The organism is Bradyrhizobium altum, assembly GCF_020889705.1.
GTDB lineage: Bacteria > Pseudomonadota > Alphaproteobacteria > Rhizobiales > Xanthobacteraceae > Bradyrhizobium > Bradyrhizobium altum.
The window spans coordinates 25,800-48,145 of sequence record NZ_JACMYP010000022.1 but is presented as its reverse complement, the minus strand read 5'-3'; the positions used below and the strand labels follow the sequence as shown (position 1 = coordinate 48,145).

At 60.0% G+C, this 22,346-nt stretch carries 22 protein-coding genes and 2 pseudogenes; 4 read left to right on the top strand and 20 right to left on the bottom strand.

What is annotated here, in order from left to right:
* Nucleotides 1-9: 9 nt before the first annotated feature.
* From H8B02_RS09110 to H8B02_RS09095, 4 genes are all read right to left on the bottom strand, one after another.
* Entirely contained in the window at nt 10-228 is a 219-nt protein-coding gene (locus tag H8B02_RS09110) for a hypothetical protein (RefSeq protein WP_229165904.1), read from the bottom strand.
* A gap of 31 nt (nt 229-259) precedes the next feature.
* Nucleotides 260-1,213: an amidohydrolase family protein gene (locus tag H8B02_RS09105; protein WP_229165890.1), complete on the bottom strand. Its 954-nt coding sequence runs from the start codon at nt 1,211-1,213 to the stop codon at nt 260-262.
* Nucleotides 1,214-1,281: 68 nt separating this feature from the next.
* Nucleotides 1,282-2,298 (bottom strand): aliphatic sulfonate ABC transporter substrate-binding protein, encoded by a 1,017-nt coding sequence (locus H8B02_RS09100; RefSeq protein WP_229165889.1) that lies wholly within the window; start codon nt 2,296-2,298, stop codon nt 1,282-1,284.
* Between the two features lie 240 nt (nt 2,299-2,538).
* Nucleotides 2,539-2,781, bottom strand: a complete 243-nt coding sequence (locus H8B02_RS09095; protein WP_229165888.1) for a hypothetical protein — start codon at nt 2,779-2,781, stop codon at nt 2,539-2,541.
* 130 nt (nt 2,782-2,911) lie between these two features.
* Between H8B02_RS09095 and H8B02_RS09090 the strand changes: the two genes are divergently transcribed.
* Nucleotides 2,912-3,073 (top strand): hypothetical protein, encoded by a 162-nt coding sequence (locus tag H8B02_RS09090; protein WP_229165887.1) that lies wholly within the window; start codon nt 2,912-2,914, stop codon nt 3,071-3,073.
* A 100-nt stretch (nt 3,074-3,173) separates the two neighbouring features.
* On the opposite strand, the gene H8B02_RS09085 is transcribed toward H8B02_RS09090, so the two are convergent.
* The 6 genes from H8B02_RS09085 to H8B02_RS09060 form a co-directional block, all read right to left on the bottom strand.
* Nucleotides 3,174-4,334, bottom strand: coding sequence for an LLM class flavin-dependent oxidoreductase (locus H8B02_RS09085; RefSeq protein ID WP_229165886.1), 1,161 nt, complete (start codon nt 4,332-4,334; stop codon nt 3,174-3,176).
* A 52-nt stretch (nt 4,335-4,386) separates the two neighbouring features.
* Nucleotides 4,387-5,448, bottom strand: coding sequence for an ABC transporter substrate-binding protein (locus H8B02_RS09080; protein WP_229165885.1), 1,062 nt, complete (start codon nt 5,446-5,448; stop codon nt 4,387-4,389).
* A gap of 31 nt (nt 5,449-5,479) precedes the next feature.
* Nucleotides 5,480-6,319, bottom strand: a complete 840-nt coding sequence (locus H8B02_RS09075) for an ABC transporter permease (protein WP_229165884.1) — start codon at nt 6,317-6,319, stop codon at nt 5,480-5,482.
* Nucleotides 6,319-7,095 carry an ABC transporter ATP-binding protein gene (locus H8B02_RS09070; RefSeq protein ID WP_229165883.1) on the bottom strand — a complete coding sequence of 259 codons (777 nt, stop codon included), beginning with the start codon at nt 7,093-7,095 and terminating at the stop codon, nt 6,319-6,321. Before H8B02_RS09070 ends, H8B02_RS09075 begins: the two co-directional genes overlap by 1 nt.
* A gap of 305 nt (nt 7,096-7,400) precedes the next feature.
* Entirely contained in the window at nt 7,401-8,522 is a 1,122-nt protein-coding gene (locus H8B02_RS09065) for an amidase (RefSeq protein WP_229165882.1), read from the bottom strand.
* A gap of 100 nt (nt 8,523-8,622) precedes the next feature.
* Entirely contained in the window at nt 8,623-9,771 is a 1,149-nt protein-coding gene (locus tag H8B02_RS09060) for a mandelate racemase/muconate lactonizing enzyme family protein (protein WP_229165881.1), read from the bottom strand.
* Between the two features lie 264 nt (nt 9,772-10,035).
* On the opposite strand from H8B02_RS09060, the gene H8B02_RS09055 reads away from it, so the two are divergent.
* The 3 genes from H8B02_RS09055 to H8B02_RS09045 all read left to right on the top strand — a co-directional run bounded on the left by H8B02_RS09055 (nt 10,036) and on the right by H8B02_RS09045 (nt 13,074).
* The gene (locus tag H8B02_RS09055) at nt 10,036-10,743 is read left to right on the top strand and encodes a GntR family transcriptional regulator (RefSeq protein ID WP_229165880.1); all 708 of its coding nucleotides are present in this window, start codon (nt 10,036-10,038) and stop codon (nt 10,741-10,743) included.
* Between the two features lie 506 nt (nt 10,744-11,249).
* On the top strand, nt 11,250-12,773 hold the full coding sequence (locus H8B02_RS09050; protein WP_229165879.1) for a sodium:solute symporter family transporter: 1,524 nt from the start codon (nt 11,250-11,252) through the stop codon (nt 12,771-12,773).
* 10 nt (nt 12,774-12,783) lie between these two features.
* Nucleotides 12,784-13,074, top strand: a complete 291-nt coding sequence (locus H8B02_RS09045; protein WP_229165878.1) for a hypothetical protein — start codon at nt 12,784-12,786, stop codon at nt 13,072-13,074.
* 81 nt (nt 13,075-13,155) lie between these two features.
* On the opposite strand, the pseudogene H8B02_RS09040 reads toward H8B02_RS09045, so the two are convergent.
* From H8B02_RS09040 to H8B02_RS09000, 10 genes and pseudogenes are all read right to left on the bottom strand, one after another.
* Nucleotides 13,156-13,290: pseudogene (locus H8B02_RS09040) on the bottom strand (replication initiator protein A); the annotation flags it as partial.
* 470 nt (nt 13,291-13,760) lie between these two features.
* On the bottom strand, nt 13,761-14,141 hold the full coding sequence (locus tag H8B02_RS09035; RefSeq protein ID WP_229165903.1) for a DUF2285 domain-containing protein: 381 nt from the start codon (nt 14,139-14,141) through the stop codon (nt 13,761-13,763).
* A 22-nt stretch (nt 14,142-14,163) separates the two neighbouring features.
* Nucleotides 14,164-14,343, bottom strand: a pseudogene (locus H8B02_RS49350) (DUF7012 domain-containing protein); the annotation flags it as partial.
* Between the two features lie 278 nt (nt 14,344-14,621).
* A complete protein-coding gene (gene sfnG / locus H8B02_RS09030; RefSeq protein ID WP_229165877.1) occupies nt 14,622-15,707 on the bottom strand; it encodes a dimethylsulfone monooxygenase SfnG in 1,086 nt (361 codons plus the stop codon).
* Nucleotides 15,708-15,723: 16 nt separating this feature from the next.
* Complete coding sequence (locus H8B02_RS09025) at nt 15,724-16,515, bottom strand: ABC transporter ATP-binding protein (RefSeq protein ID WP_229165876.1); 792 nt, start codon at nt 16,513-16,515, stop codon at nt 15,724-15,726.
* Between the two features lie 20 nt (nt 16,516-16,535).
* Nucleotides 16,536-17,888 carry an ABC transporter substrate-binding protein gene (locus tag H8B02_RS09020; RefSeq protein WP_229165875.1) on the bottom strand — a complete coding sequence of 451 codons (1,353 nt, stop codon included), beginning with the start codon at nt 17,886-17,888 and terminating at the stop codon, nt 16,536-16,538.
* 70 nt (nt 17,889-17,958) lie between these two features.
* Complete coding sequence (locus tag H8B02_RS09015) at nt 17,959-19,026, bottom strand: branched-chain amino acid ABC transporter permease (protein WP_229165874.1); 1,068 nt, start codon at nt 19,024-19,026, stop codon at nt 17,959-17,961.
* 3 nt (nt 19,027-19,029) lie between these two features.
* Nucleotides 19,030-19,911, bottom strand: coding sequence for a branched-chain amino acid ABC transporter permease (locus H8B02_RS09010; RefSeq protein WP_229165873.1), 882 nt, complete (start codon nt 19,909-19,911; stop codon nt 19,030-19,032).
* A gap of 7 nt (nt 19,912-19,918) precedes the next feature.
* A complete protein-coding gene (locus H8B02_RS09005; protein ID WP_229165872.1) occupies nt 19,919-20,689 on the bottom strand; it encodes an ABC transporter ATP-binding protein in 771 nt (256 codons plus the stop codon).
* 6 nt (nt 20,690-20,695) lie between these two features.
* Nucleotides 20,696-22,117 (bottom strand): LLM class flavin-dependent oxidoreductase, encoded by a 1,422-nt coding sequence (locus tag H8B02_RS09000; RefSeq protein WP_229165871.1) that lies wholly within the window; start codon nt 22,115-22,117, stop codon nt 20,696-20,698.
* Nucleotides 22,118-22,346 lie beyond the last annotated feature (229 nt).

The window sequence follows — 22,346 nt, the reverse complement described above, 5'->3', positions numbered from 1 at the left end:
ACGCGGCGCCTAGGCGGCTTTCGCCTGCAAGCTCCGCACGCGCGGAATCACGTGCTCGCCAAAGCGCTCCATGTTCTCGTCGACCGGCTGACACTGAAGCATGAACAGTTCGACCATGCGGCCGTTGTGGAATACGAGTACCCGGTCGACGAGATTCTCGATCACGCCGAGATCATGCGAAATGAAGAGCAACGCGGTGCCGAGCCTCGTTATCCGCGTGCTTGGCATGTTTCGATCCTGTAAGGGCGCGTCATCCACTTCAAGGGTTAGCACCTTGTCTATGTCGTTCCCATCTCGAGATCGCGACATCGTACAAGCTCAGCGCGGTCAGGCCGAACAATTGGCGCCTGATGTCCGGATCCTCGGTCGCTTCTTCGACGTTGCGGATTGATTTCAGCACCACCGGTGCAGGATCGCGGACGAACCTCCAGACCGGTGACCAATCCGTGCCAAACAGCAGCCGCTTCGGGCCAATCGCCTGCAAGGCTCGCCTCAAATGGCTCGACGACGACCCGGATATCTCCAGATAGACATTTTCGTTCCGCATCGCCACCGACAGGCAATTCTCGAAGTAGTGGTCTATTCCCCTGCCCATCTTGGTCAGGATAACGCGCGCCGAAGGATAGCGGCTCGCTACCTCGTCGACCCATATGGGATCGCCGTAGTAGAGCCCGCCGGGGAGCTGGGTCCACGCCGTGGGAATCTGGACACTGGCCTGGTGACGGGCAATCACCTCCATCATCGGAGCAAGGTCATCTGCAATGTCTTCGGGATGGAGTCTGCGTGTCAGGCGCCTCACGAAGATCTCCCCCACGCCGACCATTCCGAGATCGACAATACAACGCTCCAGTTCGGCGGCGACCCCCTTGGGGGACATCATGTTGCGCGGTTCGCGCGGATCATCGATCGGTGTCGGCCACGGCGTCGGGACGGCAATGGGGATGAGCCGCCCAGGATGACGCGCTGCGATCGCCGCCACCAGATCGTTGCCGACACCCGGTCGGCTTTGCACGATCGCCTTTCCAATCCCGAACCTGTCCATGTCGCCGATCAGCGTCTCGCCATTGTCGAGAGGCTCCTCGTGTGCGAACCGCTCGTAAAGCTCGCGATGACGCGTTCGAAACGCGACGACATCGGGCGCTGACGACAACAGATGTCCGGCGCTTTCGACGGAAGGAAATGTTCCTACGTGAACATGACTGTCGATGATCATCGTCGTCCTACTAACCAGCTGGCACGGTTCCAGCGCATAATCCGGCAAAATTCTACGTGGCGAGTGCCTCAGGCCTGCCAATTCCAGACGGCATCGCGGATCTTGATGGCTTTGGGAATGAGCCCAAGCTTGAAGAACAGATCGGCCACTTCCTGCTGGCTGTCGATGATGTCGTCGGTTAGTGGCGTGATGGCATAGTTGGCGCGCTGCGCAGCGAGGTGCTGGGTTTCCAGCTCGATTCCCGTTATTTCGGCGAGCTGTTGCGCGATTTCGTTACGATGATCCTGGGCCCAACTCCCGATCGGACGAAGTTGGGTGAGGACCTCCCTCAACGCTTCGGGATGCTCATTTGCGAAGCCGCGCCGCACGACGAGGAAATTATACGATTTGATGTCGGGGCCTAGTGCGTCAATGACCTGTCCGTTGAATCGTTGCTCGGCCAGCGCCAGATAGGGATCCCAGACCACCCAGGCGCTGACATCGCCGCGCGAAAGCGCTCCGGGCGCCTCAGATGGCGCGAGGAACACAACTGTCACGTCTTCATACCCGAGACCAGCCTTCTGGAGCGCTGCGACGAGAAAATAGTGAGAGCTGGTCCCCTTTGCCACCGCGACTTTTTTGCCTTTCAGCTCACCGACATGCCGGATTCCGCTCTGTGGAAGGACCACAATCCCCTCACCGCCATCTCCCGATCTTTGCGCCGCGACGTACTGCACATCGAAGCCGGCGGCCTGCGCAAAAATAATGGGAGTGTTCCCCGATGAGGAGAAGTCCATGCTGCCGACGTTGACGGCTTCAAGCGCCGGGTTGCCGTAGGAAAACAGCTTCCAGACAATCTCGGTCGCGTGCGGCTGAAAGAATTTCTCGAGCACCTTCTGCTGCTGCGCAACGACCAGGATGCCGCCGCGCTGGTAGGCGAAGCGGATTTCCTTGGGCCGAGCCCCGCGGCTTCCGCTCGATTCACTCTGCGCAAAAGCCACTCCGGCCGGGAGTGCCACGGATGCGGCCGCCAGGATCTGCAGCAGACGGCGGCGAGGCCAACCGGTCTTTCGTTCAGGAAGCGCGGGATATTGTGTTTCGGTCATGTGCTTCTCTCACTCAGACGTCAATCGAGACGAATTGCGAGCCGTCAGCGACTGGGTCGCGTGTCGCGTGATGTCATGCAGCAAACCAGCGCAGAAGAAGTCCCGCGCCCTTCCGGGGGGTGCACCACTCTCGTTGGGAACATGATATCCGCCCACGTGCGAATGTCCTTCCAAAGATGTCTACCGGTCTGACACGGTTCTGCTATGTTGCCGCTCTCGCGAGCGCTTTTGCATTCGCCTTCATGCACCGACGTTGTCCGGACGATAGTGCTCAACTTGCGACAATCGCTCTGCGATCGAATCACCTTTGAGCAACGGCGTTCTCTCCGACAGGTTCGCGCTCGAGCCAAACTCCGGCGGATTGAAACCGGACTTCTTCTGCATCAACGGACCTAGGATGTCCGACGTGCAGCGTGCGAATCGGCACTTTGCCAGGCGGCAGGCCTTCGAGGACAGAATGCAGACGTTTTCCTGCGTCGTCATCACATCCCCCATACAAGGACAAATAGAGACGGTACGAATCGCGGCGGATGCGGCGCACATTGCTACGCATCAACCTAACTGGAGCACTTGATGACACGATGGATTCCAAACCTCGACCTCGACCGCTTGCTTGAAGCACTGGGCCGAGGAAATCCTTGCCGCGGCCGATGACGACGTGCGAGAGACATCGGGCTTGCAAGGATGGAGCATCGCCAACACCGCCCTTAAGGGATCAGAAACGGTGATCAAGGCGGCGCACGGCGACGTGAGTAGGAGTCTCGATCGTCGTTGAGCGAACTTGATGCCAGGCTACTGCCCATTCATAGAGGCCGCGGCTCGTTGTACAGTCGGCGGCATTGAGCGAGGGGGCATTACTGATTTGAGGAGACTGATCATCGGACCCCGGCTTGGTGCAGCAGCGGCAACACAGATTTGCCGAAGAATTCCAGGTCGTCGCGAAAATCATAGAACGAGATCTGCATTCCGTCGCAGCCCGCCTTGTTTAGGGCAATCAGCCAATCGGCAACCTGCTCCGGGCTTCCAATCAGATGCACGTTTCCGCCGAGAATGCGCTCACGCGGCACATGGTTGGTCCAAGCCTTGGTGTCGCCGCTCTTGAAATGGTTGGCATAGCCGACAGCCGCTTCCATGTCCGCCAGGCGGACGATCTCGTCGTAATAGGCCCTCGCCTCTACTTCCGTCGGACGGCAAACGATCATTGGATTTATGATGGTGCGGATGTTGCGTCCGAAGCTTTGCGACTCAGCCTTGAGCTTGGCGGTATGCGCCGGCAGCGCCTCAATTGCACGCTGGACGTTAGCGCCGGCCGGACTTGTGATGAAGACGAGATCCGAGTGGCGCGCTGCGTAAGAGAAGCCCGCTGGTGACCCGGTTGCGCTCGCAAGAATGGGCCGCCCATAGCGCGGCTTGGGGCGCACGAACGCATCTTCAAGTCGCCAGAACTGGCCTTCGTATGTGAAATTGTGCTCCGATTGCCAAAGCTGCTTCGCGATCGACATGAACTCATCCGCCATCTCGTAGCGAAGGTCATGTTCCTGGCGACGCATGCCGAACATGAGCGGCTCTGTCGGAGAAAACCCGGTCACAACGTTGATACCGAAGCGTCCCTTGGAAATGTGATCGGCGGTGGCCGCGAAACGAGCCAGATGCATCGGGTGCCACGGGCCGTAAAGAATGTGGATAGTCGAGAGCAACAGCAATCGTTTGGTGAGGGCTGCGAGCGCCGTGACGGCCATGAACGGGTCGATCGAATCCTCCCGGAAACGGATCTTGCCGCCATAGCCTCCGGCACGAACCCATTCCGACAGGCCGAACACCAGATCGAAGCCCAGCTCCTCGGCACGAAGCGCGAGTGCCGCGTTGTAGTCGAACTCCCACGATGTCGAGCGGGGCGCAGCCGAGGCGGACCAGCCTCCACTTTGGGTGGGCAGGAACAGGCCGAGGATCATCGGCCGGCGCAGCACGCGCGCGAGCGGGCTCTCGTCGAAGTCCGCCGGGGATGGCGTCCCGTGGAAGCGAGGATCTCGATTCATTTCAGTTCCGATTCAGGCGGCGACGACGCTGCGGCCATCCCATTTCTCACCGTCAGCCCACGACCTTGATCTTGGCGGGATCCGGGAAATCGCCGGCTGCGATCTGCTTTTGCGCGACGGTCAGGGGCCCGCGGTCATAGTAGGATGCAGCCTCAAGGCGCGCTGTGAGCAGCTTCTGCTCGTGCAGGAAGTCAAGGACCTTTTGACTTTCCGAAATCTCAGCATCAGAGACGACAAAGTCGAGCGATTCGACGTCCTTTACTGGCGCGCGCAGATAACGATCGGCATCGGTTGCCGCCCGCAGCAGGCTGGCGTCGAGGCGCGAGGTTTGCGCAAACCATTCGTCAGCCTGGGGAAGATTGTTCGAAGTCCACCATACCGCTAAGATCCATGCCTTGAGAAATCGGATCGCCGCCTCTTCTCCATTGCGGGCGAGCCAGGGCCCACTCAATGCTTGAATCCCGGAGGCGCCTTTTGGATCGCGCCACAACTCCCTGCCGATCTTCTGCTGCAATAATCTTTCATAAGTCGGATCCCACGTGGTGACGGCATCGACGAGCCCACTCTTCAGGGACTCGGCCTGCTCGGCAATATCCTGGTTGATAATCGTGATGTCCTTGAACGGCTCCTTGATCCCGGCCGCGACGACCGCCTGAATGCTTCGGGGAAACACCGTGGTCCCGAACGCCCCTGACAGTTTCGCTCCCTTCAGGTCGGCCAGCGTCGTGCCCTTGAAATCGTTGCGGACGACGATACCAAAGCGCTGATCGTGCGTTCGGTGCAGCACCTTGGAGGATGGAATGCGAGAGATCGCGCGCAAGGTGGGCGCGTCCGCGGCATAGATGTTGTCGATGCTGCCAGCGACGGCCGCCTCACCCAGCGGTCCGCCAAAGGTGAAGGTCTTGAACTCGGCCTCGATCCCGTTGAGTTCGAGAATGTTCGTATGGCGTAATGCCTCGAAGATTTCGCCACCACCGGCCCAGAGGCTCTGATAGCCGAGCGTGATCCTGGTCAACGCCTTGCTCTGGGCCGCGACGATCGCCGGCATCGGGAAGCCTGTGGAAAGGCCGCCAATGGCGGTGCCCGCGCCGATCAGGAACGTTCTGCGTCTCATGACATCACCCCATCCAATGGTCTAAAGGAATTCAATCTGGCAGCCCCTGACGCACCGTAAGTCGGCGCTCGATAAGCAGCATCAGGCTATTCATGGCAAAGCCGATCAAGCCGATCACCAGCATGCCGGCGAGAACTTTCTCGGTCTCGATCGTGGTCCGCGCAAGCTGGATCATGTAGCCAAGGCCTGAGGTCGCCGAGACCAGTTCGGCGGCGATGACGCAAGTCCAGCCGGTGCCGAGCCCTATGCGCATTCCGGTGAGGATATGCGGTACCGTCGCCGGGAGCAGGACCTGGCGAATAAACAAGGCCCGTGGGGCTCCAAAGCAACGCGCGACGCGCACGTAGACATCGGCAAGCGAGCGGGCGCCATCGTACGTATTGGTGAATATTGGAAAGAACGCGCCTAGGGCGATCAGGAACCAGGCGGGTCGGTCGCCGAGGCCGAACCACAGGATCGCGATCGGGATCCATGCGATGACGGAGATCGGACGAATCACCTCGATCAGCGGAAGCACGTACCGGGCCAGCAACGATAGGCGCCCTAAAAGAAGGCCGAGACCGACTCCCGCGAGCGTTGCGATCGAAAAGCCGACCAGAACCCTGAGAATACTGGCAGAGGCGTCGCGCCACAGCATACCGGCGCGCGCGAGATCTATCAGCGCGGCCCCGATCGCGGATGGCGGCGGAAACAGATTTGCGTTGATGATCGCGGACCGGACGCCGATCTCCCATAGAAGTGGCACCACCAGCAGCGGGAGGAAATATTTCGCCTCGGCAAACGGGAACGTGGTCGGTCTGGTTTGGCCAACATCGGTCGGTGCAGCGGCTCCGCGCTCTGGTGAGTGAGCGTTAGCTTGCAACAAGGACATCAATGACGCTCCACGGCCGGAGTGACGCGGCCAAGCAAATCCAGCACCTCGTGCTTGATATCCAGAAATAAGGGATCCCGGACGCGGATCTCAGGTGCGCGCGGCCGCGGGATCGCGACGTCAATGACCGAGTGTATGCGCCCGGGCCGAGACCCCATCACGACGACCCGATCGCTTAGGAACACGGCTTCCTCTACATTGTGCGTGATCAGCACGAATGTCTTCTGGGCGCGGGACCAGATGGCGAGCAACTCCTCCTGAAGCCGGTCGCGTGTCAGCGAATCCAGGGCGGCAAATGGCTCATCCATCAGCACGACGTCAGGATCGGGGGCAAGGGCGCGTGCAATGCTCACCCGCTGTCGCATGCCGCCTGACAATTGAGACGGATACGCTTTCTCAAATCCATCCAGGCCGACCAACGAAATGAAGTGACGCACACGCGCGTCTCGCTCGGATGCCGATAACCGCTGCGCTCCCAAGCCAAAAGCGATGTTGTCGGCAACCGTGAGCCAGGGAAACAGCGCGTAGTCCTGAAACATCATTGTGCGGTCGGGACCGGGACCGACGATTTCGGCGCCCTTCTTCAGCACGCGGCCAGAGGTCGGTTCGATGAAGCCGGCGATAAGGTTCAGCAGGGTTGTCTTCCCACAACCGGACGGACCAATGATCGACAGGAATTCACCCGCTCCTATTTCAAGATTGACCTCTTGAAGCGCAGGAAACGGCTTTCCGCCTCGCTTCTCAAAATGCTTACAGATAGATTGGAGGGCGAACATCCGATCGGCTTATTTGATCTCGAACCAGGATCTTCATTATCCATGGAGACGCGCGACAGGTGTTTTCAATTTTTGTTTGCCGAGCATGACATCCATGCTGAACGGTGGTGGTAGGGAAGCACGAACGCACTTGTTTCGGAAGTACAGCCGAAATTGCTCGACGCTGGAATACGGCAGTGGCCGCACTCGGACCGGCTCGCGCGCGAGCCGGTCCTCCGCGAGCGGGTCCTCTTTACTTCGATTGATTTTCCTGATGTTCATGTAGCAAGCTGCATCGTCTGCAGCGACGGAGCGATCATGTCGCCTCAAATTGAGTCTCCGGACTGCTCGAACGAAAAGAAGATTGTTTCGAGACGTATTCGCAATGGAAGTGAACGCGCTTGGACGGCGGTTGAACGGCACAAACTGCGAGGGTTGATTGGTTGTTTTTCCGCCTCATGCGGAAGCTGGGCCTTGCTTGAAATCCAGGTCGTGACATAGCCGTCCCACATGCCGTCCCAATCGCAGATCGAGGTGTCGTCAATTTCTTCCACGCTGTGGCCAACCTTATCCAGTAGAGCGCCCACAGTTTGTACGCGCTCCGACACCTCGGTTATCGTCTCCGTGCTGCGTCCCCAGCGCCCATTCGATAGGCCGATGCGGAGCGTGCCCGGATCGCGGGAGGTCAACGACAAGTAAGATGCGACGGGGGCTCCCATGGGTATGAACGCGCCGCCATCGGGGATGCGCGTGAGGTAATCATACATGGCCGCGGTGTCGCGGACGCTACGCGTCAGAACGCCGTCTATGGTGTGTCGGCTCATATACTCATTTTGTGCGAGCGGCTGGGGCACTCGCCCGCGGCTTGCTTTGAGCCCCACCAACCCGGAGAATGATGCGGGAATGCGGGTTGACCCTCCTCCGTCCGACGATGTGCCGATCGGAACGATCCCTGCTGCGACTGCTGCTGCCGACCCTCCCGAGGAGCCTCCTGGCGTTCGATCCAAGTTCCACGGATTACGGGTGACCACGACCTTCCCGAGATAATCGGTGGTGGTATCAAATGAATTTCCGAATTCAGGCGTGGTCGATCGCGCGATTGGAATCAGCCCAGCGCACAGGTGGTTCTCGACGACCGGATCGGTCGATGTCGCCACGCGGTTGCGATAGAGCTTCGACCCTGCCTCCTGCTTGCGTCCCTTGAGGCTAGAACCGAGGTCTTTGAGAAGCATCGGCACGCCGTAAAGCCTGCCGTTCTTGTCTGGACCGTCGACGTGGATATCTTCAAGTGTATTTTCATAGACTTCGAGCACGGCGCCGAGCTGAGGATTTAGACGCTCGACCGCCGCCGCTCCCTGCGCCACGATCTCCCGTGGATTGACCTGTTTGGTTCGAATCAGCTCCGCAAGAGCAATGGCATCTTGTTTGATCCACTCTTCCCAACTCATGGCAAGACGTATTGGTATTGTCATAGGCAACCTATGCGACAAGATCTGCTCGCCGGGCGGGATCGAACTTCAACGCCGTGTCCAATCAAATGTGTGTCGATCATTTGACGCGGTAACGTTCGATGACCTCGGGGTCGGGATCAATTCCAAGTCCCGAGCCCTGGGGAACGAATAGCTTGCCTTCTTTCGGGATGGTAGCGCCTCCAAAAAGTTCGGCTTCGAAGTCGCAGTAAAGTCGTTCCAGCAAAGGCACATTGCGTTGTGCGGCGTTAATGTGAAGGGTAGCGATCATTCCCGGGCCAAAGAGGGCGCAGTGCGGCACGAACTCGACCGCGCTTGCTTCGCATAGTGCTGAGATTTTCAACAATTCCGTAACACCGCCCGTCTTGGCGACGTCGGGCTGCGCGATGTCGATCGCCTGTGCATCGATCATCGCAGCGAAGTCGTGAAGTGAGCCGGCATTTTCTCCAGCGGCAATGCGGTGGTTCTTTTCGGCGCGAATGCGCGAAAGGCCACGATAGTTCTCCGGTGGCCAGACGGGTTCTTCCAGCCAGAGAAGACCGAGGTCCGCAAGACGAGCATCCATCGCAAGAGCCTCGGCCACGGACCAAGGACAATTCACGTCCAGCATGATGGAGGCCTTTCCCTCGGCCGCCTGGCAGGCTGCTGCGATCTCCGGGTAATTCACTTCGTGTAATTTGATATATCGATATCCACGGGAGATCGCTTGACGGGTCGCAGTTGCCACGCCTTCCTGGCTGTCGTAGCGCAACAGACTGGCATAGACATTCACATTTTGCGCAAATGCCCCGCCAAGCAGGTCCACCAGCGGCAGTCCGGCTGCCTTACCCGCGATGTCCCACAAAGCAATGTCAACCGCGGAGATGGCATACATTGTCGGGCCGACGCGGCCGAAATTCTGCAGCCCGAACTCCAGCTTGAATTTGATTTTAGAAATTGCGGCCGCATCCTCGCCGACGATCAGAGGGAAGATCTTGGTTTCGATGAGGTTTTTGAGAGCGACATCCTCCGTCCGTGAGAACGCCTCTCCCCAGCCGACGAAACCGTTTTCGGTCTCGATTCTGACCAGCATGGTGTCGAACGTATTTTTTGGCGCGCCGGTAAAATTCCAAACCGGCTTTGCATCGCTCTGAAAAGGAATGGCAACGAGAACGGCTTCGGCTTTTACGATACGACCAGCTTTGAGAGATACGTGGCTCTGGGGACTGAGGATGTGATCGACGTTCAAACGGCTCTCCATGCAGGTCCCACCAAAAACTAGGGAGGCCAAACGCGAAATGGTTGTCTATGGCGCGATGGCGAAAAGCCCTGATCCGCTCTAGGCAGGAACGTCAGAGCTAAAGGTTCACAGCCAGGGACCTCTCTGATTTCTTTATCAGACAAAGTTAATTGTTGACAATTGACAGTTTTGGCGATTTTCATAGAAAAAGTCGACTGAAAAGTTGATTTCCATGGAAAAAGGCAACTGAAAAAGTGGACGCGGGGGAATGTCATGAGTGGAATTGCAGACCTGGAGCCAGCGACGAAACAAAGCCTGGACCGCGTTGCTGCGAACAGATTGCGCGATGCGCTCGTGTCTGGCCGAATAGCTGCGGGCGCACGTCTTACCGAGATCAGTTTGGCTGAGCAGTTCGGTCTGTCACGCGGAACCATTCGGGCCGCCTTGCAACGGCTGGTTTCTGAAGGACTGATCGTGCAGCGACCCTATACGGGCTGGGAAGTAACAACTTTGTCCCCACACGATGTCTGGGAGCTGGGTACCTTGCGCGCGAGCCTTGAGGGCCTGGCGGGACGTCTCGCAGCCGAGCGAATTGATGATGCTGGAAGAACCGCTCTCATGAATGTCTTCCGTGCTATGGAAGATGCTGCTCGCGATGAAAATCAATCCCTTTTGGCGGCTGATCTTGCTTTGCATAGGATGATCGTCAGCTTATCGGGTAACGAGCGGCTTGCTCACCACTATGACCTCATCACCAATCAATTGAGACTTTATATCGCCTCATCTAACCGTCTTGTCGGAATCGAGGGTGGTATCGTCGCACGCCATTATGAACTTATTGAGCCAATCCTGAAGGGCGACGGGGATGCTGCGGAGCAAGCGTTTCGGGACTTCTTCCACCGTTCTAATAGCGAGCTCGCCGAATTCCTTGCAGTGGGTGAGCGGGAGCCAGTGGAAGCCGCTCCTACGTCAAAAAATTAAGCCGAAAGATTAGAGAGCTCCCGATCTTGAGGAGCCGTGACCAGCGCGCGGCTTAATTCGATGGCCAGACGGGCGGGGGTTGTTCGAACGACCGCACTGCGTGTGCGCTCGGACAGCATTTACTCTTCACGTCGGATGATAAGACTCAAGCCCGACCTGCGATTCAATTCGCGGACATGTCTGGGGTCGCTATCCCCAAGTAGATCTGCGTTGCAAGTGGCCCAAAGCCCCCCCCCCGGCGGTACTAGTCCCGAACTACTTGGTATTCCAAAGAGGGGGCCAAGAGTGCGGCGGCCAAGAGCTCCACAAATGCCCGACGCGCGACGGCGCAATGTCAAATAGGACGGTATGAGCCTGCCCTTGACAAACCCATCCATATTGTAGAGCTTTAATTGTTAACAATCATCTGTTGGCAATCTGCCGGTCCCTAGGGGCCGAGCCGGCCGCGGCTGGCTGCGCACATCCGCACATTCTGATTGGGCCAAACCATGTGAGAAGAGGGACGCATGAATAAGGGATTGTTGGTCTCGGGGGGCCTCCCCCAATTTTATGGCTACTTGGAAATGATCGCGCTGGCATTGGTCCTTTTGGCGCTGTCCTACATGATCAAGCGCATCTTCGTGCGAAACACTCATGGTTTCATCATCGCCAATAGACAAGTGGGGTTCGGCTTCGGAGTGGGTGCCGTTATCTCGGCTTGGACCTACGCGATGGCGGTCTTGATGAGCGCGGGGATGACGTTCCAGTGGGGCTTGTCAGGGCTACTCTGGTTCGTCGTTCCGAACGGCTTCGCGGTCATGGCCATGATCCCGTTTGCGCGCATCCTTCGCCGGAGCATGCCGAATGGGTACACCATTGCAGAATTCATCAAGCATCGTTTTGACGACTCCAAGCTTGCGTCTGGCGTGGTGACCTTGTCGGTCATTCTCAGCATTCTGCTGGCGATACTGATTAACCTCAAAGGCCTGTCGATTGTGATGTCTGTCGTCTTTGGGATTAAGCCCGAATTCGCCGCGACCGCCAGCATCCTTTGCATATTAGCGTATTCTTACTTTGGCGGTTTGTGGACCAGCGTCATCACCGGAACATTGAACACGCTGATGCTGACAGTACCGTCCGCCATTGTGGTCGTTGCCGTGTATCACTTTATACCCGGGGGAGCGGACGCAGTGTTTTCTGCTGTGGGTGAAGCCAATCCCCAGAACCTGAGCGTACTGCGAGCCGATGCCGCCGCTGGATTTGGAATCACCTTGGCATTCGGTCTGCTCACTGCCGTCGGGGACCAGGCTCTCTGGCAGAAAGTCTGGTCGATCCGAAGCCGTGAAGTCACACGGGTATTTTTCTGGGCAGGAGCACTCTTCTATCCCATCCCTATCGCTGCGGGCATGCTCGGCCTCGTTGGCATAGCGTACGGTTTGACACCTGCGGATATCGGCGGCGACATCGTTGCAATCGGCCCGCATATCGTGTCTCACCTTGGGTTACCCGTGATCCTTGTCCTTCTTTATTGCCTGACCATCTTGGCCGCATCATACTCCAGCGTTGATGCTGCGAGTTCTGCACTCTCTTCCGTCGTCGCAGTCGACATCGTTCACAGGCTATGGCCGGACACGAACGAGCGCCGCTTGTTCCTGATTACAAAGGTTTCGATCCTTTCCGGTGGAGCGGTCGGCTTGGCAATCTTGCTCACCGGCATTGACTTCACCTCGTTGGTGTTGACGGAGTCCTCCCTACGAACGGCAATCCTGGTGCCATTCGTTCTAGCAATCGTCTGGCCCCCTACCAATACAATCGGCTTCGTAGCGGGTGTCGTGCTAGCGATCGTAGTCGGTCAAACGGCACGCTATTTCCATGGCGAGCTCTGGGGCACCCTCACGACTTTGGGAGTGAGCGGCGGGACGGTTCTTATCGCAGGCCTGCTGGATGGCCGGAAATTCGATATGGCGTCGCTACGAAATGTCCGAAGTGAAATCGGTGGCGATAGCACGGCTCTTGCTTCCGATAGCCAATTCGAAACAGCAAGAACGTAAAGGAGCGGCAATGTCGATATATCACATCGTATTAGCATTGGGCGCGGTCGCGACCCTCCTCTTCTTCATTGGCCTTAAGCAAGGAGCCGTCGCAGCTATTCGAGACGCCGACAAAACTTCCGAGAACGAAACCGTTGAAGATGGTGGTTACGCCTGGACGGCTATCGCGGCCGTAATAGCATCCAGCACAATCATCACATTGGCGGGGACAAGCCCGATATTCATCTATTTGGGGCCTCTTCTGGCTATCGGAAGCGCAGCCGGTATCGGCACCGCGTTCCTCGTTGGGGATCGAAAGTAAATTACGGTCAATTGTTCAGCACAGACTCACGGGCTTTTCGCAATACCCGTGAGTTGCTCATTGCCACCAACGCCGTTTGCATTTGGTTTTGGCGAGCGAGAAGAATGGCCACTCGATCAGACCGCGCTGATCGCGCGGGCTGGCGTCGCCCGTGGCGATGACGAACGGATCGAGCTTGCTTCGCTCGCTCGGCGTGATGAGGCGGCGCGACGACATGAGCAAGCGCAGCCTCAACGATTTGCGTTGCCGGCGGCGCGCGCCTCGACGTGGCGCGGGTCCGACGTTGAGCTGCAAGCAGCCTGATCAGCCGAGGTTTCGCGGTCGGCGATCGCGTAGACAACCCCGCCACCGAGCTTGCGGAAGGTCGGTCCGTTGCGGTGGCAGCGGAGCTTCTCGAGCGCACGCGCGAGAGGCCAAGGTGGCGCGCGGCTCCGGGGGTGCGCACATAGCGCGTCGTGAGCTGCGCGGTCTGGTCGAGCATAGGAGATCTCCGTCTTGCCTTGAAGCGCCGCAGCCAAGTCGCGGCATGTCGGGGCCAGAGTTGCGTAGAGTTTTGGCGTTGGGGATGGACGAAAATTCGGCCTTCGATTGTGTCCCCCCACAGCGCAACCGGGCGAAGCCGAGCGTTGCCAGCGAGGCGCGGGTTGACTCATTGGGCGCACGAATTGCAGAGATCGAAGTGCTGGTCAGAGGCCGCGCAGGAGTTTTAGATAGCCGCGCTCGACGAGCGCGATCGAATCGTGAATGAGCCGGTTCGCCCTACGGCGGGCGTGCGAATCCTTCCAGTCGACCAAACGACGATGGGCGTGGTCTGAGGCGAGCACCTTCGCTGCCACGTCTCGCGGACCGCCGCCGAGGTCGTGGACGTCGAAGGCGTGAAGCAGCTGAATCAATCGCCGCTTCTGAAACGCTGTCAGCCGCAAGGCCGCCGGTAGAGAACCGGTGCGCTGGCCGGCAAGGCAACGCGCGAAATGTAGCGCCACGTGCGCCCGCAGCGCGCCCATGCTGTCGAGCGGTACAAGCACGGCAGGCCGGCGGGGCGGCCTGCTCGTCGCGCAACCGGACATGTAGCTCACCCGAGCAGTCCGCGATCACCAGCTCGCGACGGTCAGCATCGGGCGGCTCGAGGAGCGACTGCCCGAAAACGCTGCGATCAACCGAATGGGGAGTATCGAAGCCCGGCGGCGCGGGCTCCAGGCTCAATGTTCCCGGTGACGCCTCGGCGGAGCCAGATGGCTGGCTCTGGCGCAACCGGAGAGACTGGGTCATGGGCGACACCGCAGCCTCCATCGACGTGCGAAACTCGTTCGGATGGTGTCGGGATCAGCGCCCTCGCGCGCGATCTGGCGCTCAGGCGGCGGCTTCATCGTGCAGGTCGCGCACCGAATCGAGGATGCGGGATCATGATGCGTCGTGATTTCCAGCGTGTCGAGCAAGCTACGAAAATAGCGACGCATGCTCTGCCGATCGCCGTCTCTGCGAGCGCTTCGTTTCGGATTGGCCCGCGATCGCAGCTCATTCCTTTTCCAAATCTTGATGCAGTCGTCTCAAGCAGGCTCGGACTCGTGGACCCAGTCGGCTTTGACCGACTTCAAAAGCGGAATCACCTCGCGCCCGAACGCCGGCAGTTCGTCAGTGAAATTCAGGAAGGCGCAAAGGATCATGTCGACGCCGATCGCCTCATAGGCACGGATACGCTCCGCGATCAGCTCGGGGGGACCGAACAGACGGGTCTTGAAGCCGTCATTGGGCTGAACCAGGTTGGCGTGGCTCGAGTCCGCCCACATCCCGATCCTCTCGGCTGTCGATGCGCCAGCCTGCTTCACCTGGTCGGCGAAGGCCTGCACGATCTCGGGGTCGGCGCCGGCGATGATCGCCTCGAGTTGCTCGAGCGCTTCCCGCTCGGTCGGCCGCTGGATGATGAAGCCGTTGAGCCCGAACTTGACGGTGCGGCCTTCCGCCTTGGCGAGCGCGCGGACCTCGTCGATCTGCTGCTTGGCGCCCTCCACCGTGGTGCCATTGAGAAAATACCAATCCGAATATTTCGCGGCCATCCGGCGCGCGGCCTTGGAATTGCCGCCCTGGAAAATCTCCGGATGTGGCTGCGAGATCGGCCTCGGTTTTAGCCAAGCGTTATTAATCCTGTAGAAGTCGCCCTTGAAGGTGAAACGGTCTTGCGTCCAGAGACCTTTGAGCACCTGGATGAACTCCTCCGAGCGGCGATACCGTTCGTCATGTTCCAGCCAGGGCTCGCCAAAGGCGCGAAACTCGTCCTTGAACCAGCCAGTGAGGATGTTGATGGCAAACCGCCCCTTGGAATAGACGTCGATCGTGGCCCCCACCTTCGCGATCATGGCCGGATGCCAGAAGCCGGTGTGAATCGCGCTGATCAGCTTCAGCCGCTTGGTCTGAGCCGAGAGCACTGCCGTGCAGGTGATGGCTTCCTGCTGCAGCTCCCAGCCATGGCTCGCGATGAAGCGCGCCGGCGCCAGGCCATATTCGAAGCCGAGCGCTTCGGCCTCACGCGCCAGAGAAGCGTTGTAGTCGAGCGTCCAGTCGGTGCGCTGCGGAACGTTGCTGATGACGAAGCCGCCGCTGCCGAGCGGCATCCAATATCCAAAACGAATCGCCATGACGCGCAGCTCCTGCTCATACAGTCGTGGTCTGGACCGGCTCCACGGCCGCCGTTCCGGCCGCTGCGGCACCGAGATAGAATTGGGCAACATCGTCCCGCTCGGCGAGATCAGCTGCCGTGCCTGACGCAGCGACCTTGCCGTTCTCGAGGACGTAACCGTGATCGGCAAATTGAAGGACAAGATGGGCGTTCTGCTCGGCCAGCAGAAAGCTGACGCCCTCGTTTCTGTTGAGATCGCGGATGATGTGGAAGATCTCCTCCACGATGATCGGCGCCAGGCCCATCGAAGGCTCGTCGAGCAGCACGAGGGTCGGACGCGTCATCAGTGCGCGCCCGATCGCAACCATCTGCTGCTCGCCTCCCGAGGTCAGGCCGCAACGCACGCCGCGGCGCTGTCTGAGCCGCGGAAACCAAGTGTAGATGCGTTCGAGATCGTCGGCGAGCGCACGACGGCTCGGCCGGCGCACAAACCCGCCGCTGCGAAGGTTCTCCTCGACCGTGAGCTGAGGAAAGACGTGACGACCTTCCAGAACCTGGACCACTCCCCTGGCAACAAGGTCGGCCGGATCGAGCGCTCTGGTGATCTCGCCGCGCCAGTTGATTGCGCCACGGCTCAAGTGTCCGCGCTCGGACGCGAGCAGGTTCGAGATTGCCTTCAGCGTAGTGGTCTTCCCGGCGCCATTGGCGCCGAGAAGAGCAACGATTGATCCCTCTTCGACCCTGAACGAAACGCCGCGCAAGGCCAGAATCGCCTGACTGTAGAGGACCTCGATGTTATCGACTTCGAGAAACTGCGACGCGGTCATGACGATCCTTCAGGGCAACATCAGTTGGTTGCATCGCGCGGTGTGATGCCCTTTTCCTTGGCGTAGGCGGCAGCGCGCTCATAGATCAGGGGCAGCAGCAAGTCCCGGTCGGATTTCACCCAACCGTTGGACACCACGTTCCACTTCTCACCGTCCCACTGCAGCACCTTGCCCGCGCCACCGCCCTCGTGGTCCTTCGCCGAGAGCTTCAGCGGCTGCTGGAGACCGGTGGCGCCGATTTCCGCAAGGCGCTTCTCGGAGAGGTCGAGATGCTCGAGGCCCCACTGCGCTTCCTCGCCATTGATCGGCCGCACGCCGAAATGCGCCTGTGCCGTCCGGATCGCCTCCACCGCGACGATCGCCTCGTCGACGCCGGAATTGTAGTAGACCGAGCCAAAACTCTTCGGGTCCTTGAGATCGCTGAGACCCTTGTCGAGAATGTATTTCTTGAGCTTCTGATGGATCTCGAAATTCGCGCCGGCGGGGAATGGCGTGATTGCGAGATAGCCCTTGGCCACGGCGCCGGCAGGGCGAACGTCCTCCTCGGAGCCCGACCAGATCCCGCCGACGATATGATCGACCGGAAAGCCCACCTTGGCGGCGGTCTTGATCGCAACCGGCGTCATGACGCCCCAGCCGCGCAAGAATACCCAGTCGGGCTTGAGCTGGCGGATCTTGGCCCATTGCGCCGATTGTTCATTGCCCGGATGCGGCACCGGAATCTGGATGTCCTCGAAGCCGTACGTCTTGGCAAGGTGGGCAAGCGGGACCTGCGTTTCCTTGCCGTAAGGCGAATCGTGATAGACGGTCGCGATCTTGAGGCCCTTCAGCTTGTCCTTGCCGCCGACCTTCTCCGCGATGAAATTGACCGCCGAGGAGGCTTCGCTCCAGAAGCTGAAGACGACCGGGAAGCTGTACGGGAACACCCGCCCGTCGATCGCCTCGGTGCGGCCATAGGCGATCGTGACCAGCGGAATCTTGTCGGCCACCGATTTCTCGGTCAGTGCCTTCGAAATCGGATCGCCATGCGGCAGGAAGATCGGCACCGGCGAACCGTTCTTGCCTGCCTTCACTCGTTCATAGCATTCGACGCCCTTCTCGACCTCCCAGTTGGTCTCGCATTCGTCCCAGACCAGCTTGATGCCGTTGATGCCGCCTTCGACCTCGTTGATGTAGCGGAAATAATCGATCTCGCCGGCCCAGACCGGAATGCCGCTCGATGCATAGGCACCGACGCGAAACGTCGCGAGCGGGAAGTATTGCGTTTTTGCGTCTTCCGCCGAGGCGGTGGTGCCGATGGCCGCCGCCGACAGAACGAGGGCAGCCAGGCCGATCGCCCTGCTCATGATCCGCTTCTGTTTCCGTAAAGACATCTGCTTACCCTCCATTTGATGCAGAATTCACGTCGGGGCTCACGCCCGCATTTGATGGTTTCGTTGCTTGCTAGCGGCCGAGGCGCGCGGCCAGTTGCGTCCATGCGCGCGACAGCAGTGCTGCGAGCCCTCTCGGCTCCTTGATCAGGAACCAGACGATCAGCGCGCCGAACAACGCCTTCTGAAGATTTTCGAGCTGTCCGGGATCGATCGCGCCTCCGAACAACCCGCCGCCGACGTGATCGAGCAGGATCGGCAGCAAGATCATGAAGGCGGCGCCCAGATAGTTGCCGCTGATGCTGCCCATGCCGCCGATGATGATCGCAAACATCACCTGGAACGAACGATCCAGGTTGAAGCTGCGCGCATCGACCGTGCCGAGATAGGCAAAGGCCCAGAGCGCACCTGCGATCCCGATCACCAGCGAGCTCACGAAGAACGCCTTCAGCTTTCCGGCGGATACCGGAACGCCGATCACCGCAGCCGCGGTATCCATGTCACGGATCGCCATCCAGGTCCGGCCGGTCTGACTGCGAACCAGCCGCGTTGCGACAACAGTCACGACGACGACGGTGGCCAGCGTCAGGAAATAGCGACCGGTCGGGCTCGAGAGATCATGGCCGAAGATCGCAAGCCGTGGCGCCGAGATCGAGCTTGAGGTCGAATAGTTCGAGAACCAGCCATATTGATTGAACAGCCATTCGAGCAGAAACTGCGTCGCCAGCGTCGATGCGACGAGGTAGAAGCCCTTGATCCGCAGGCTCGGCAGCCCAGCGACGATGCCCACCAGCCCGGAGATGACGCCGCCGAGCAGCAGGCTGACCGGCAACGGCAGCTCCGGCAGGCGCAGCAGCAGATTGTATGTCGCATACGCACCGACCGACATGAACCCGCCGGTGCCGAGCGAGGCCTGCCCGGCGTAGCCCATCAGCAGGTTCAGCCCCAGCGCGGTGAGCGACATGATCAGGAACGGGATCAGGACGGCATTGAGCCAGTAGTCGTTGGCCACCAGGGGAATGCCGACCAGTGCGGCGAGCAGCAGAACCGCCGAGCCGACGCGCAGCCGATCCCGCGTAACCCGGGCGGTGTCACGCGTAGCGCTGAACCCTTCGATGGCATCGGTGCCGATCGCAGACATGCGTCAAATCCTTTCGATCGGCGCTTCGCCGAACAGGCCAGCCGGGCGGACCAGAAGAAAAGCGACCGCCAGCACATAGGCGAACCAGGTCGACACGCTGCCTCCCAGCAGGCTTCCGAGATAGATTTCAGCGAGGCTGTCGCCGGCGCCGACGATCAGCCCGCCGACGATCGCGCCTGCCATCGACGTAAATCCGCCGATGATGAGCACCGGCAGTGCCTTGAGCACGACGAGGGTGAGCGCGAACTGCACGCCCTGGCGCGCACCCCACAGCAGACCAGCAACCAGCGAGACGAAGCCCGCGACGCCCCACACGATCTGCCACAAGGTCTGGAGCCGGATCCCGATCGAGAGTGCGGCCTGCGGATCGTCGGCGATCGCGCGCAGCGCGATCCCGATGCGCGTCTTGTTGAAGAAGATCGAGAGCGCGATCACGAGAATGCCGGCTGTGCCCGCCGCCGCGAGGTCGAACTGGCTGACCTGGACTCCGCCGATCTCGATCGGGGTATCGACGATGCCGAGGTCGAGTTCATGCACGCTCGCGCCCATCGCGATCTGCGCGACGCCCTCGATCATGAAGGACACGCCCAGCGTCGCCATGAACAGCGTGATCTGTGGCCGGTTGACCAGCGGCCGCAACACGACGCGTTCCACCGCGATCCCGAGCACCACCATGACCGACAGCGTGATCAGCGCGGCCAGCCAGAAATCGAGGCCCTTGTCACGCAGGGTTACGAAGGTGAGCGCCGCACACAGCACCATCGACCCTTGCGCGAAATTAAAAACGCCGGATGCCTTGAAGACCAGCACAAATCCAATCGCAACCAGCGAGTACATGACGCCCGCAAGCAGGCCGCCGACCAGCGTTTCGACGAAGAAGCTCATCTGGACCTCAATGTGCTGTGCCCAGATAGGCGGCGATCACGTCCGGGTTCCTGCGCACCTGCTCCGGAGAGCCATCCCCGACCTTGCGGCCGTAATCGAGCACGACCACGTGATGCGAGAGCCCCATCACGACGCTCATGTCATGCTCGATCAGCACGATGCTGGTGCGAAGGCGCGTGTTGGTCTCCAGGATGAAGCCGCTCATCTCCTGCTTTTCGTCCTGGTTCATCCCGGCCATCGGCTCGTCGAGCAGCAGCAGGCTCGGTCCGCCGACCAGGGCCCGCGCGAGATCGACCCGCTTCTGAACGCCGTAAGGAAGTGTCGCGACCACCTTGTCACGGTGCTTGGTCAAGTCCAGAAAGGCGACGATCTCATCGACCCGCCGGTTGAACTCGCGCGCTTCGCGCCGGTCGCGGCCGATGCCGAAGGCGTGCTCGACAATGGTCGCGCGGCAATGCCGGATCAGTCCGGCCAGCACGTTGTCGAGGACGCTGAGATGCCGGAACAGCGCATTGTGCTGGAAGGTCCGGCCAACGCCCAAATGCGCGGCTCGCGCCGGGCGAATCCGGACAAATTGCTCGCCATTGAAAGTGATGCTGCCACTGTCGGCCCGATAGACCCCGTTGATGATGTTGAGCAGCGAGCTCTTGCCGGCCCCGTTTGGCCCGATCAGCGCGCAGATCTCGCCTCGCTCCACGTTGAAGCTGAGCGCATTCAGCGCCTTGATCCCCTTGAACGAAAGCGAGACGTCACGCAGTTGCAGAACCGGTTCGGCCATCGCACATCACGCCTCGACGGGCTGACGCGGGGCCAGACTGGCCGTCTCGCGCTCGCGGCGCTTGACCGCCTGGATGTCGCGATAGCTTGCTGCCGGATGGCTCGACGGCAGATACGGGCCGTCTCCGAACAGCTTCTCCCGCAGGGTGCCGGGACGATAGCCGGTCGGATAGACGCCACGCTTCTGCAGCTCCGGAACCAGCAGATCGACAACGTCCTCGAAGGTCTCCGGCGTCACTGCATAGGCGAGATTGAATCCGTCGACGTCGGTCTCCTCCACCCATTGTTGCAGGATATCGGCTACCGTCGACGCCGAACCGACGAACACCGGGCCGAGCCCGCCGATGCCGCCCCAGCGCGCAAGCTCCTCGATGGTCCAGGACTTGCTGCCGCTGGCGAGATGATCGACCACGGAAACGATCGCATTCGTCTCGACCTTCCTGACCAGATCGGTCGGTGCATACTGTCCGAAATCGATGCCGCTCCATCCGGACATGAACACGAGCGCGCCGTCATAGGAGGCGTATTGCTGATACTCCCTGAACTTTGCCTCCGCCTTCGCGTCGGTTTCATCGACAATCACCGTGACCAGATTGTAGGTCAGCACCTTGCGCGGATCGCGACCGGCCTCAGCCGCGAGCCGCCGCACCTCGGCCACATAGGACTTCAGGACCGGCTTGATCGGAGCAGCGACAAACACGCATTCGGCGTGCCCGGCAGCAAACGCCTTGCCGGCACCGGAGGCTCCGGCCTGATACAGCACCGGCGTCCGCTGCGGCGACGGCTCACAGAGATGATAGCCCGGCACGTCAAAGTATCGGCCCTTGTGGGCGATCTCATGAACTTTCGAAGGGTCGGTGAATATCCGCTTCCCGGCATCGCGCAGAACGGCCCCCTCCTCCCAGCTCCCCTCCAGCAACTTGTAGAGCACCTCGGCATATTCGGCCGCCACCTCGTACCGGTTGTCGTGACGGCGTAGCCCGCCCTGGCCGATGTTCTTGGCTCCACTCTCCAGATACGAGGTCACGATGTTCCATCCGACGCGGCCCTTGCTGTGATGATCCGCGGTCGAGAGCCTGCGCGCGAACGTGTAGGGATGCTCAAATGACGTCGATGCCGTGATGCCGATGCCGAGATGCTCGGTTGCAAGGGCAATCGGCGCGACCAGTTGCAAGGGATCGTTGACGGGGATCTGCGCCGCCTGCTCGAGCGCATGGAACAGAGAGTTCTTGTAGACGTCATAGTAGCCGATCACGTCGGCGATGAAGATGCCGTCAAATATCCCCCGCTCCAGCGTTCGCCCGAGATCCTGCCAATAATCAAGATCCTTGTACTTGTAGGAGCGGTCTCGCGGATGCGCCCAGACACCGGGAGACTGATGACCGACACAATTCATGTCGAATGCATTGAACCGAATCTGTCGCGCCATTCACACATCTCCGTGGCGTCGCTCAGCGCGACACCGTTGGCTCTTTCGCGCGACATCTCGCCACAACACGCGATCCATCGTCCATCGCGTTTATCGATCTTTTTCGACACGCATCTTTCGTGGTATCCCGTTGCAGGATGAAGAATTCGCTCTTGGCTCCTTTCAGCTTTGCGTCGCAGGTTCAGATCATGCGGCACACTCGATGTAAGCTGCGACAACAACGTGCTTC

Excerpts from the sequence above, each read along its gene's own strand:
- H8B02_RS09005 (WP_229165872.1), bottom strand. The coding sequence starts at position 20,689 with ATGGCCGAACCGGTTCTGCAACTGCGTGACGTCTCGCTTTCGTTCAAG.
- H8B02_RS09055 (WP_229165880.1), top strand. The coding sequence starts at position 10,036 with ATGAGTGGAATTGCAGACCTGGAGCCAGCGACGAAACAAAGCCTGGAC.
- H8B02_RS09020 (WP_229165875.1), bottom strand. The coding sequence starts at position 17,888 with ATGTCTTTACGGAAACAGAAGCGGATCATGAGCAGGGCGATCGGCCTG.
- H8B02_RS09050 (WP_229165879.1), top strand. The coding sequence starts at position 11,250 with ATGAATAAGGGATTGTTGGTCTCGGGGGGCCTCCCCCAATTTTATGGC.
- H8B02_RS09065 (WP_229165882.1), bottom strand. The coding sequence starts at position 8,522 with ATGAGTTGGGAAGAGTGGATCAAACAAGATGCCATTGCTCTTGCGGAG.
- H8B02_RS09045 (WP_229165878.1), top strand. The coding sequence starts at position 12,784 with ATGTCGATATATCACATCGTATTAGCATTGGGCGCGGTCGCGACCCTC.
- H8B02_RS09000 (WP_229165871.1), bottom strand. The coding sequence starts at position 22,117 with ATGGCGCGACAGATTCGGTTCAATGCATTCGACATGAATTGTGTCGGT.
- H8B02_RS09095 (WP_229165888.1), bottom strand. The coding sequence starts at position 2,781 with ATGACGACGCAGGAAAACGTCTGCATTCTGTCCTCGAAGGCCTGCCGC.
- H8B02_RS09070 (WP_229165883.1), bottom strand. The coding sequence starts at position 7,095 with ATGTTCGCCCTCCAATCTATCTGTAAGCATTTTGAGAAGCGAGGCGGA.
- sfnG (WP_229165877.1), bottom strand. The coding sequence starts at position 15,707 with ATGGCGATTCGTTTTGGATATTGGATGCCGCTCGGCAGCGGCGGCTTC.
- H8B02_RS09085 (WP_229165886.1), bottom strand. The coding sequence starts at position 4,334 with ATGAATCGAGATCCTCGCTTCCACGGGACGCCATCCCCGGCGGACTTC.
- H8B02_RS09110 (WP_229165904.1), bottom strand. The coding sequence starts at position 228 with ATGCCAAGCACGCGGATAACGAGGCTCGGCACCGCGTTGCTCTTCATT.
- H8B02_RS09025 (WP_229165876.1), bottom strand. The coding sequence starts at position 16,515 with ATGACCGCGTCGCAGTTTCTCGAAGTCGATAACATCGAGGTCCTCTAC.
- H8B02_RS09015 (WP_229165874.1), bottom strand. The coding sequence starts at position 19,026 with ATGTCTGCGATCGGCACCGATGCCATCGAAGGGTTCAGCGCTACGCGT.
- H8B02_RS09010 (WP_229165873.1), bottom strand. The coding sequence starts at position 19,911 with ATGAGCTTCTTCGTCGAAACGCTGGTCGGCGGCCTGCTTGCGGGCGTC.
- H8B02_RS09035 (WP_229165903.1), bottom strand. The coding sequence starts at position 14,141 with ATGTCCGGTTGCGCGACGAGCAGGCCGCCCCGCCGGCCTGCCGTGCTT.
- H8B02_RS09080 (WP_229165885.1), bottom strand. The coding sequence starts at position 5,448 with ATGAGACGCAGAACGTTCCTGATCGGCGCGGGCACCGCCATTGGCGGC.
- H8B02_RS09100 (WP_229165889.1), bottom strand. The coding sequence starts at position 2,298 with ATGACCGAAACACAATATCCCGCGCTTCCTGAACGAAAGACCGGTTGG.
- H8B02_RS09075 (WP_229165884.1), bottom strand. The coding sequence starts at position 6,319 with ATGTCCTTGTTGCAAGCTAACGCTCACTCACCAGAGCGCGGAGCCGCT.
- H8B02_RS09105 (WP_229165890.1), bottom strand. The coding sequence starts at position 1,213 with ATGATCATCGACAGTCATGTTCACGTAGGAACATTTCCTTCCGTCGAA.